Annotated in this window: 10 protein-coding genes; 2 read left to right on the forward strand and 8 right to left on the reverse strand. The window is 35.2% G+C overall.

What is annotated here, in order from left to right; all coding sequences use genetic code 11:
- Window positions 1-55: 55 nt before the first annotated feature.
- The gene (locus AEQSU_RS06005) at window positions 56-1546 is read right to left on the reverse strand and encodes a GH3 auxin-responsive promoter family protein (RefSeq protein ID WP_014781967.1); all 1491 of its coding nucleotides are present in this window, start codon (window positions 1544-1546) and stop codon (window positions 56-58) included.
- A gap of 6 nt (window positions 1547-1552) precedes the next feature.
- Window positions 1553-2416, reverse strand: a complete 864-nt coding sequence (locus tag AEQSU_RS06010; protein WP_014781968.1) for a M23 family metallopeptidase — start codon at window positions 2414-2416, stop codon at window positions 1553-1555.
- 119 nt (window positions 2417-2535) lie between these two features.
- Between AEQSU_RS06010 and tatA the strand changes: the two genes are divergently transcribed.
- Window positions 2536-2736 carry a twin-arginine translocase TatA/TatE family subunit gene (gene tatA / locus AEQSU_RS06015; RefSeq protein ID WP_014781969.1) on the forward strand — a complete coding sequence of 67 codons (201 nt, stop codon included), beginning with the start codon at window positions 2536-2538 and terminating at the stop codon, window positions 2734-2736.
- Between the two features lie 164 nt (window positions 2737-2900).
- On the opposite strand, the gene AEQSU_RS06020 is transcribed toward tatA, so the two are convergent.
- From AEQSU_RS06020 to AEQSU_RS06035, 4 genes are all read right to left on the reverse strand, one after another.
- Window positions 2901-3239: an Ig-like domain-containing protein gene (locus AEQSU_RS06020; RefSeq protein ID WP_014781970.1), complete on the reverse strand. Its 339-nt coding sequence runs from the start codon at window positions 3237-3239 to the stop codon at window positions 2901-2903.
- A gap of 183 nt (window positions 3240-3422) precedes the next feature.
- Window positions 3423-4400 carry a DUF4837 family protein gene (locus AEQSU_RS06025; protein ID WP_014781971.1) on the reverse strand — a complete coding sequence of 326 codons (978 nt, stop codon included), beginning with the start codon at window positions 4398-4400 and terminating at the stop codon, window positions 3423-3425.
- 21 nt (window positions 4401-4421) lie between these two features.
- Window positions 4422-5996 carry a lytic transglycosylase domain-containing protein gene (locus AEQSU_RS06030; protein WP_014781972.1) on the reverse strand — a complete coding sequence of 525 codons (1575 nt, stop codon included), beginning with the start codon at window positions 5994-5996 and terminating at the stop codon, window positions 4422-4424.
- Between the two features lie 184 nt (window positions 5997-6180).
- Window positions 6181-7368 carry a phosphoglycerate kinase gene (locus tag AEQSU_RS06035; RefSeq protein ID WP_014781973.1) on the reverse strand — a complete coding sequence of 396 codons (1188 nt, stop codon included), beginning with the start codon at window positions 7366-7368 and terminating at the stop codon, window positions 6181-6183.
- A gap of 150 nt (window positions 7369-7518) precedes the next feature.
- Here AEQSU_RS06035 and AEQSU_RS06040 point away from each other — a divergent pair, with 150 nt between their 5' ends.
- Window positions 7519-8673: a DNA polymerase III subunit gene (locus AEQSU_RS06040; RefSeq protein WP_042491698.1), complete on the forward strand. Its 1155-nt coding sequence runs from the start codon at window positions 7519-7521 to the stop codon at window positions 8671-8673.
- Window positions 8674-8815: 142 nt separating this feature from the next.
- On the opposite strand, the gene AEQSU_RS06045 is transcribed toward AEQSU_RS06040, so the two are convergent.
- Window positions 8816-9661 carry a class I SAM-dependent methyltransferase gene (locus tag AEQSU_RS06045; RefSeq protein ID WP_014781975.1) on the reverse strand — a complete coding sequence of 282 codons (846 nt, stop codon included), beginning with the start codon at window positions 9659-9661 and terminating at the stop codon, window positions 8816-8818.
- Window positions 9662-9742: 81 nt separating this feature from the next.
- Window positions 9743-11614 carry a tRNA uridine-5-carboxymethylaminomethyl(34) synthesis enzyme MnmG gene (gene mnmG, locus AEQSU_RS06050; protein WP_042492339.1) on the reverse strand — a complete coding sequence of 624 codons (1872 nt, stop codon included), beginning with the start codon at window positions 11612-11614 and terminating at the stop codon, window positions 9743-9745.
- Window positions 11615-11674: the final 60 nt, after the last annotated feature.

The following is an 11674-nucleotide window of genomic DNA, read 5'->3' on the forward strand; positions in this document are numbered from 1 at the left end:
ACACGAATCATGACAAATTTGGATTCATTTGAAGACCAACAATATTTAACAAAGTTTAAATTTTAACCAAAGCATCAGCTATTTTGCGGTCGTTGGAAAGGCGAGGTACTTTGTTTTGACCGCCTAATTTTCCCTGAGATTTCATAAATTCTTGAAAACTGTTCTTTTTAAGGGAAATGATTTTCAAGGGTTGAAGCACTTTTCCAACAATTAAATCCAAATAATATGAGTTTTGACGCTGCATTTCGGAATCTAAATACTCAGCGACTTTTTGAAGGTTTTCGGGAGTATTATCAAATTCTACGAGCCATTCGTGATACGGTAATTCTCCTTCGGAAGTAGTAATTTGTGGCGCAACGGTGAATTCAGTAATTGAAAAATTGAATGCTGAAATGGCTTTGTGCATCGCTTCTTCCACTTCTTTACCAATAACGTGCTCGCCAAAGGCTGAAATGAAATGTTTAATTCTTCCAGAAACAATAACACGATAGGGTTTTGTTGAAATAAACTGCACGGTATCCCCTAGATTATAGGCCCAAAGTCCTGCGTTTGTTGAAATAAGCATTACATAATTTACTTCCGTTTTAACTTCGCCAATGGTCAATCGTTTTGGATTTTCATCAAAAAAAGTGGTGGCTTCAATAAATTCGTAAAATATTCCCGAATTTAAAAGCAGCAACATACCCTTCTCTTTTTGACTATCCTGAAAAGCGAAAAAGCCTTCACTCGCAGGAAAAAGTTCGATGCTATCAACTTTTCTTCCTATTAAATTTTCAAATTTGGCGCGATAGGGTTCAAAATTTACACCACCATAAATAAAGAGATTGAAGTTTTTGAAAAGATCGCCAACCTTATGTCCAGTACTTTTCTGAAGTTTTTCAAAATACATCTGTACCCACGACGGAATGCCGCTGATAACAGTCATATCTTGGTTTTTGGTTTCTTCAACAATGGCATCTACTTTGGTTTCCCAATCTTCAATACAATTAGTTTCCAAACTCGGTAAACGATTTTTTTGAAGATATGCTGGAACGTAATGCGCCACAATTCCTGAAAGCCTCCCTGTTTTAATGCCGTTTTTTTCTTGCATTTCAGGGCTTCCTTGTAGAAAAATCATTTTGCCATCCACGAAAGCTGCATTTCCAGTTTCGTTTATGTAGCATAAAATGGCGTTCCGAGCCGCTTCAATGTGATATGGCATAGATTCTTTGGTAAGCGGAATGAATTTAGCCCCAGAAGTAGTGCCCGAAGTTTTAGCGAAATATAGGGGTTTTCCAGGCCAAAGTATATCTTTTTCACCCGAAACCATACGATCAACATAGGGTTTTAGTTCTTCGTAATCCCGAACAGGAACTTGCTTTGCAAAATTTTCAAAAGAAGAAATATTTTCAAAATCGTGATCTTTTCCGAAGACGGTGTTTTTCGCTTCAGAAATTAATTGTTTAAAAACTTTTTGCTGCGTTTCAATAGGATTATTGGCCCATTTTTGAATTCGGAGGACAACTATTTTGGCAAAAATTTTAGCGGAAACAGATTTTAAGGACATAGGCTATCAATCAAAATCTATGAAACTTGTTGGGTTTACGGGGTAACCATCGCGCCACAATTCAAAATGTAGGTGTGGACCGGTTGTGAGTTCGCCAGTGTTACCCACGGTGGCAATCACTTCACCAGCTTTTACAATTTCACCTTGTTCTTTGGTGAGCATGGCGTTGTGTTTATACACGGAAATTAAGCTATTGTTGTGTTTCAGAATGATTACATAGCCCGTGGAAACAGTCCATTCCGCAAAAATTACAGTTCCATCTGCAACTGCTTTTACAGGAGAATCCCTTGCCGCTACAATATCAACGGCGTAATGTTTTGTTTTGGAATTATAGGGTTCTGAGATAGTACCTTTTAAGGGTGCAAATAAAGTATATTCCTGCGCTTGTGGAGCAATAAGTGGGTTGTATTTATCTTCTTTTGCCACTTGATCTCTCAAAAGTGAATCCTTTCTTGAGGTTCGTATCAAAACAGATGGATCTGATTTCGCCACTTCAATGATTGAATCTTTGTTGAAATTAACAGTTTTTACATCGCCAGTCAATACTTTTTTAATGGAAGCGAGGTATTGCTCATTTACATCTAGAATCTGTTGGAGAGAGTCTGTTTTATAGGTTAGTTGTGTCGCTTTCTTCTTTAAAGTAGAAGAAGAATAGCCAGGAATGTATTCACGAAGTGGCGTAAAAGCTATAATAAAAGTAGTTGTCAGAATTAAAAACAGGGCAAAAAGCGTACTAAAAACAAAGACATTCAGTCTGTTCAGCTTAAATGAGAAACGTTCTTCAAAGGTTTCTTCATTAAGAATTACCATTCGGTATTTGTGCAATAACTTCCTTTTGAACCGTTTGGTGCCTTTTTCTTTCTTTGACATACGTTGCAATTACTTTTTACAAATATAAAATAAACTAGAGCTAAAGATGCTAAAGTTATCCTCAAAACGTTGTATCTAAACAATTCTTGTTACATTTGCTTAATTAAATTTTAAAAATTATGAACGCATTATTTATTCCATTAGGTATGGTTGGGCCTTGGCAGATTATATTAATCGTAGTGATTGTATTATTACTGTTTGGCGGAAAGAAAATTCCGGAGCTTATGCGCGGACTGGGCAGTGGGCTTAAAGAGTTTAAGGATGCCTCCAAGGACGAAACTACCGATATTAACGATAAAAAAATAGACGATAACAAATAGTTTTCGTTTAAATGTCCCAAAAAAAGAAAGCCTTTCATTTTAAAATGAAAGGCTTTCTTTTTTAATCTTTATAGTATTTACAACACTTGAAGAGTGTTATTTCAAATTTCAATTATAATAATACATAATTGAAAAATAATTCAGAAGACTCTTTAATCTTACAGTTATGGAAATTTGATAACAACATCTACTCTACATTCAGCAATTATACCATTTGCACTTTTTGCAGAAATTATGGTATAGCCAAGTTCATATCTACAAGTTACGGCTCCAAGCTCATTAACCAAAGCAACATTTTCATCGGAACTGCTCCAGATAATGTCTTGATTTGGTGCGTTGGCCGGTTCAATCTTAACAGTTAGTTGTCTCGTTTCAAGCCTTTTTAATTCCAAATGACCCTCTTTTATAGTAATTGAGGAAACTTCAGCATTTTGATCATCTTTAGAACAGGAAATAGCTAAAAACATCAAAAAAATAGGAATAAGTAGTTTTATCTTTCTCATAATTTGAAATTTTAGTGTCAGCAATATGCTATACTTGCTTAATCGATAACTATAAAAATAGTTTTTTAGAAAGCAAAACCCAAGACTGATCTGTGATTTCAGATATAAAAATAGAGAATAAAATCTATCTAATACTTGATTTATAGTATTTTGACCGAAATTAAGCTAATTGAAAATATGGAGTTATTCTATTTTTGAAGTGCTTAAAATAGATTCCAGCTCAAACTGAAGGTCTCTTTTGGCTGCAGATGGCGCATAAGTAAAACCTTCTAATATTAAATAGCGATTGTTTTTTTCGTCTCTAACTGCAAAATTTATAAACGGTCCGCCCATCCAGGCCCCTTTTACTTCCCAAGTACCTTTAGTTTCATAGGCAAATTTACCATCAATTTTAGTTTTGAAGAGATATGGTGCATAGGCGTCTTCGGTTATAAACTGCCCTTCATCTTCTACAGGCAGCAATTTGCTTCCTATGGAATCTCGAATTTTTATAATATCGCCAACTGCTGTGCTGTCGTTTTTAATCATTGATAAAGGAACTGTATATACAAGAATGTTTGTGGTTCCATCTTTTAGATCCTTTCGCATCCAGAAAAAACTATCTGTTGCTTTAGCTATTCTGTATGCGCTGGGAATTTGCATACTCACGCCCATCACCTTTTTTAAAGAATCTGATTTCATTAATGAAATAGAAGTTCTTCGTTGTCTTTCCTTTAGTTCGGAAGCGTGAAATGACTCAATTATTTTTGCAGCATTTTTATTTATTAAATCTACCAATTCTTCTTCTGAAGTAGCTTTTATAACGGCTCCAGCTTGTGGTTTGGCATATTCGTCTTTGGCAACAGTTGCTTTGTTTTCGTCACTAAGAACAACGTATAAGAATAACCTATTGCTGCGCGCAAAGCCAGAAAAAGCTTCTGGAGGCATCTGGTTCATAGAAAACAAGGGCTCATCTTGTGGCAAGCCATCTGTTGGGGCGGCAAAATTATTCCGAATTGCTTCACCTACAATGCCATTCCATAAGTCATTGGGTGTTATAATCTGAAGTGAATTGATGTTTCCAACAGAACTTGGAAGAAGCGATTTGTCTTTTATCCCACTGTCATTACAAGAAGTAAACGCAACAGCTAGCGTAAAAAAGAGAATGTATAAAGATTTCATTTAAAGGATGTTTTTGCGGAACTATCCTTTATAGATTTTTAGTTTAGTTCCAGGTTTCAAATTGTTACCACTAATATCGTTCCATTTTTGGATATTCTGTACTGAAACTCCGGGAAATTTTTGTGAAATACTCCATAATGAATCCCCATTGCGCACTGTATATGTTTTTTCCGAAGAACTACTTTTTGAAGCTGTGGTCGTTACATTATTACTAGCAATGTCCTGTTTACTCTTTCGAGGGTAAATAATTAAATTCTGACCGGTCTTTAAAGTATTGCTTCGCATACCATTCCAACTCTTAATTTGGCTAACACCAACACCATACTTGTCTGCAATTCTACCTAAATAATCTCCTCGTTTAACACGGTAACGAATTTTTTCAGGCTGTTCATATAATTCCGGTGCCGGCTTTTCAGCTACTTCCTGCTCCTCTTGCGCAAAAGCGTAAATAGCATCTTCGTTATTAACAAAAGCACCAACGGAAGTTAGCGGAAGGCGCAACATATAGTTTTCATCCTTAATTACTGGAATGATACCGAGTTTATAGGAAGGATTTAAAAATTCAAGTTCTTCCTTGTCAAGATTAGTAAGCTTCGCTACTTGATCTAAAGTGATTTGTTGCTTCACTTTAATAGTATCTGTTGCAACGAAGGGAATTCTTTTTCCTTGTGATTTAAACCCATGCTCTTTTGCATATTCAAAAATGTACATAGTGGCTAAAAATGCAGGAACATATCCTGCCGTTTCACGTGGAAGATGTTCGCGTAGGTTCCAATAATTTGTTTTTCCACCAGAACGACGAATAGCTTTTGAAACATTTCCTGGACCAGAATTATAGGCTGCAAGCGCCAAATCCCAATCGTTGAAACTGTTATTTAAACTTTTCAAATATTTACAGGCAGCTTCCGTGGCCATAATTGGGTCTGAACGTTCGTCAACATAAGAACTCACGTCTAAACCAAACATTTTTCCCGTTGGGTACATGAATTGCCAAAGACCAGTAGCACCCACTCTTGATTGAGCCCGCGGATTTAAGGCAGATTCAATAACGGCTAGATATTTTAATTCTAAAGGAAGATTGTGTTTATCAAGTTCCTGCTCAAACATTGGGAAATAATATTCACTTAAACCCATTAAACGTTCTAAACTTCCTCTTCTATTTTTTAAATATTGCTTAATTACGCTTTCCAACGAAGGATTGTATTCAACTTTAAATGGAGTGCGGGCATCTAGTTCTTTAAGACGCTTTTTCAAAACTTCAGTGGGAAGTTCGTCATAATCAACCATATCATAAGATTGGTTTGCAACACTGTTATAGATATCATCAAAAAGATCAGACTTATATAGTTCTTTTAACCACAGACTATCCTTTTTTCTGGCCGAAGCCATGTCTTTCAAATCATATATAATGGTATCTTTCAGACCAGTTGCTATTAATGTAGATGGCAATTCTTGAGCTATTTTAGAAATCTTTATGGAGTCAACAACTTGAACTTTTTTAGTGTTCAATTTTTTTAGTTGTTTTTTACCTTGTTGGGCAAAACTCATGCTGCATAATAGCAACAACATTAGGGAGAGAATTCTGTTTAGTTTCATTAGCTTTTTATTGCTTAAGGAGATTGTGGCAAAGACTCCTGATTAATAAGTTATTCGAGGGAACTAATCATAAATCCCATAAAAGTTGAAACGCAATTTTAAATAAAAAATTTTATCTAAAACTATAATTGTGCGAAAATACGCAATAATCAAATCCAAAAGCCTAAGATACTGTTAATTAACTTTATTTCATCAAGGCCTTTATTCCAGGTAATGTTTTTCCTTCAAGCATTTCCAGCATTGCACCTCCGCCTGTAGACACATAACTAACTTTGTCTGTGAGATTAAACTTGTGAACCGCCGCTACAGAATCACCACCTCCTACTAAGGAAAAAGCTCCATTTTGAGTGGCTTTTGCTATATTTTGACCCAAGATTTTTGTTCCTTGAGCAAACTTTTCTATTTCAAAAACACCAACGGGACCATTCCATAAAATTGTTTTTGACTTAGCTAATACTTCGGCAAAAAGTTCGTTTGTTTTTGGTCCAACATCTAAACCCATCCATCCGTCGGGAATATTGTTCACTTCTTCAGTCCTGGAATTTGCATTTTCCGAAAAATCATCTGCAATAATGGCATCAACTGGCAAATAGACTTCTACAAATTTATTTTTAGCCATTTCTAAAATTTCTAGTGCAAGTGTCTGTTTATCGTCTTCTACAAGGGAACTACCAACATTTCCACCTTGTGCCTTTATAAAAGTGAAAGCCATTCCACCGCCAATAATCAAATTGTCAATTTTGTCTAGAATATTCTCAATTATTGTAATTTTTGAAGAAACTTTTGCTCCTCCAATTATGGCCGTAACCGGTTTTTCGCTTGTTTCTAATACTTTTTTTACGTTTTCTACTTCAGAAGCAAGCAATAAGCCAAAGTATTTGTTTTCGGGGAAAAATTGGGCAATAACAGCAGTTGAAGCGTGCTCGCGATGCGCTGTTCCAAAGGCATCATTTACATAAACGTCACCAAATTTTGACAGTTTTTCAGCAAAATCACGATCACCTTTTGTTTCTTCATCATAATAGCGAAGATTCTCTAATAAAAGAACTTCTCCAGGTTTTAAATTTAAAACTGCTTCCGAAACTTTTGGTCCAATGCAATCATCAACAAACTTCACCTGCATTCCAATTGCGTCAGACAGTGATTTAACGATATGTTGCAATGAAAATTCCGCTTCTTTATTTTTTGGTCTTCCTAGATGCGACAGCAAGATACAGCTTCCGCCGTCTTCCAGAATTTTAAAAATCGTAGGTTTTGCAGCACGAATTCTAGTATCATCAGTTACATTGAAATCATCGTCCAACGGAACATTGAAATCTACACGGATTAATGCTTTTTTATCTTTAAAATCAATATCGTTTACAGTTTTCATATTAAAATTTTATCGAGCAAATATACTTATTTTGAGGTATAAATTCATTTTAGCTGTTAGAAGACAAGGTTACCGTATAACAGTACTTTTTCTAATAATTTTTGAAAAATTCAGTCAGAAAAGAAAACTTAAAATTGTTTAGATTTGCGAATGGATTTTTCAGAAGTAATCGGGCAACAGCATTTAAAATCACACCTGTCAAAAACTATTGAAAACGGTCGTATTCCGCACGCACAGCTATTTGTTGGAGTAAATGGAAGTGGCTTACTACCAATGGCTATCGCGTATGCCACAGAATTGTTATGCCATAAATACGAAAAGGGAAGTCCAGAATATTTGTCCTGCAAAAGCAAGATTGCCCGCTGGTCGCATCCAGATTTACATTTTGTTTATCCAGTAAATAAGGTAGGGAAGGACACGAAAAAAGTTACATCAGACGATTTCGCAAAGGACTGGCACAATTTTGTATCAAAAAATCCTTACGGGTCCCTTTTTGAGTGGCTTCAAAGTATAGGAATAGAAAATAAGCAAGGAAATATCAGTAAAGAGGAAGCACTAAACATTTTAAAAAAATTATCACTCAAAGCTTTTGAAAGCGGATATAAAGTAATGATTATTTGGATGGCAGAAAATATGAATATTTCCTGCGCAAACACCATATTAAAACTGGTTGAGGAACCTACAGACAATACAGTTCTCATCCTACTAACAGAGCAGGAAGAGCAAATAATTACAACCATAAGATCGCGATGCCAAAAACTGACTTTTCCATTACTTTCCGAAGTTGATATTGCCGAAAATCTGATAATTCGTAGAGAAGTACTAGAATCTTTAGCTTTTAAAACCGCCAGAAGAGCGCAAGGCGACTATAACAAAGCATTGCAACTTCTAGAAGAATCAGGTGAAGATGAAATTTTTGAAAAATGGTTTATTAGTTGGGTTCGGACCGCCTTTAGGGCTAAGGGAAACAAAGGAGCTATAAATAATCTTCTGGATTGGAGTGACGAACTTGCTGGCCAAGGGCGCGAAACGCAGAAAAAATTTCTAAATTATTGTATTGAAGTTTTTAGACAAGCGCTTTTAAAAAACTACAAAGCTGATACGCTTTTGTTCTTTGAAGCAAAAGATACTTCCTTTTCACTTGAAAAATTTTCACCTTTTGTACATCAAAATAATATTTTTGAAATCAATTCTGCGTTGGAAGATGCTTCTTACCACATTGAGCGAAATGGAAATCCTAAAATCATTTTTACAGACCTCTCCATAAAGCTAACACGGTTAATTCATAGACCTGAAATTGTATAAATATTATTTATGCATTTTAAAAGTAGATAAATCTTCTTTATTGAAATCATAGCTATTAAACGCCGTAATTAGCTCGAAAAACGATTAAATTAACGTTACTTCCGTTTTTATCTGAGAATAGCTTAAAATGCTTGAAAAAGCCCTATTTGAGTTTTTTAAAGCAATATATGTGCGAAGAGTATTCTTTTGAACGTTTTGCTTTAAGATTAGATTGAAAACCTATCCAAAAAGCTTTTAGAGAAAATTCATTTCCTGTTTTATACTTTTCGGAAAGTAGGCTTACATAAAAAGAATCAAAAATCATTGGTTCAATTTTTTGAAGCGTAAAGTTATCCGAAAAAAAGCTCTTAATAGCTTCTTTGGAAAAGTGCCAAAGATGTCTTGGCGCATCATAAGCAGCCCAATATTTTCCATAATGTTTCGCGTCATAACTTTTAAAGTTAGGGACTGCGATAATTAAACTTCCATTTGGTTTTACTAGTGAAGCTAATTTCTGAACGGTTTCTTCTAAGTTTGGAATGTGCTCTAAAACGTGCCAAAGTGTTACAACATCAAACTGAATTCCTTCGAATTCCTCTAAAGAAGTTTTTAGATGAATTCCTTTTTCCAAAGCTAATTTGGCAGCACTTTCATTTGGTTCCATTCCAGAAACTTTCCATCCTTTATCCTTTGCAGTTTTTAAAAAATCTCCTGTCCCTGAACCAATATCCAATAATGAACCAACTTCTCCATTCAAATTGAAAATAAGCTTAGTTTTTTTCTTAAGCGACCAACTTTTTACCAATTGATATATGCCGGAAAGCAATCCTTTTTTCTCATCGGTGTGAGAAATATAATTCTGGCTTTCGTAATATCTAGGCAGTTCTTCAGGATTTGGCTGCGGAAATGTTTTCAGAAAATCCAAAGCGGGATCGTAAATCAAGTCAAAAGGTTCACCAGAAACCAAATAATCCTTAACTGATAAATATGTTGTCTTGTGATTTTCCAAGAAAGAAAATTAAATTGTTTAAAGATTTTTTATAAGTTCTTTATTGAATAAAAGAGAAATGTTCCACGTGAAACAATCTAGTTAACGTCCCATATATACAAGAAGTACTGAAACATCATTTGGAGAAACACCACTTATTCTTGATGCCTGCGAAATAGTTGCAGGTTTAATTTTAGTAAGTTTTTCACGAGCTTCATAAGACAAGGATTTTAATTTAGTGTAATCAAATGTAGAAGGGATTTTTAAACCTTCAAGTCTATTTAATTTATCTGCATTATTTTTTTCCTTTTCAATATAGCCTGAATACTTAACTTGGATTTCCGCTTGTTCAATCATTTCGGAATCTAACTTGTTGTCGTTAATAAAATTTTTAACCGAAGCTATTTCCTTCATATCCTCCATCGTAACTTCTGGTCGAGAAAAGAATTTGAACATTTTATCACTTTGATCCACCAAAGCAGATTCTCTCATTTCCAAAATAGGATTAATATCTTCTGGAGCAGCACTTGTTTCTTTGAAAAACTGAACGAAAGCCTCTGATTTAACTTTCTTATCTTCCATTTTTCTAATTCGTTTTTCACTTGCTAAACCAATCTCAAATGCTTTTGGCGTTAACCTAAAGTCAGCATTATCTTGACGCAATAAGGTTCTGTATTCAGCACGAGAAGTAAACATCCTGTATGGTTCTTCAGTTCCCTTTGTAATAAGATCATCTATCAAAACCCCGATATAGGCCTCATTTCTTTGAAGTATGAAACTTTCCTTTTCTTTAACTTTTAAATGTGCATTAATGCCAGCCATCAAACCCTGGGAAGCCGCTTCTTCATAACCAGTTGTTCCGTTGATTTGTCCAGCAAAATAAAGTCCTGAAACTAACTTAGTTTCCAAAGTATGTTTCAATTGTGTTGGCGGGAAATAATCGTATTCAATAGCATAACCAGGACGAAAAAACTTTACATTTTCGAAACCAGCAACTCTTCGTAATGCCTTAAATTGAATATCCTCTGGCAGCGAAGTGGAAAAACCATTTATATAATATTCTACCGTATCCCAACCTTCTGGCTCCACAAAAAGTTGATGTTTGTCCTTATCGGAAAAACGATTAATTTTATCTTCAATTGAAGGACAGTATCTTGGCCCAAGGCTTTGAATTGATCCATTAAACATTGGAGAACGATCAAATCCTTCACGCAATATATTATGGACTTCCAAACTTGTATGGCTCATATGGCAAGAGCGCTGATGTTTTAAAGCTGAAGTTTGATCAGAATATGAAAATTTCTCTGGAATTTCATCACCAGGTTGTTCTATCATTTTTGAAAAATCCAAAGACCTTCCATCAACTCTTGGTGGAGTTCCTGTTTTCATTCTTCCTGCTTCAAAACCTAAATTAAGTAAATCTTGGGTTATTCCTGTGGATGCTTTTTCGCCAGCACGGCCACCGCCAAATTGTTTATCGCCAATATGAATTAGACCATTTAAAAAAGTACCATTTGTAAGCACTACGCTTTTCCCTCTTATCTCTAAACCGAGAGAAGTTCTTACTCCTTTAATTTTTCCATTTTCAACAATAATCCCAGAAATCATTTCTTGATAGAAATCAAGGTTCGGAGTATTCTCCAACATTAATCTCCAAGTTTCCGCAAAACGCATCCGATCACTTTGCACACGCGGACTCCACATTGCAGGTCCTTTTGATTTATTGAGCATTTTAAACTGAATGGCTGTTTTATCAGAAACAATTCCGCTATATCCGCCCATTGCGTCAATTTCCCGTACAATTTGTCCTTTAGCGATTCCGCCCATTGCCGGATTACAGCTCATCTGAGCAATTGTTTGAAGATTCATTGTAACCAACAAGGTTTTTGAGCCCAAATTGGCAGCAGCAGCAGCAGCTTCTGAACCAGCGTGACCAGCTCCAACTACAATAACATCATATTCATTTGGAAACATATATTGTCTTAATTGTTCCACGTGGAACATTTGATTAATCTCAACTTTTTAAAAGGGGTG

It is taken from the genome of Aequorivita sublithincola DSM 14238, assembly GCF_000265385.1.
Lineage (GTDB): Bacteria > Bacteroidota > Bacteroidia > Flavobacteriales > Flavobacteriaceae > Aequorivita > Aequorivita sublithincola.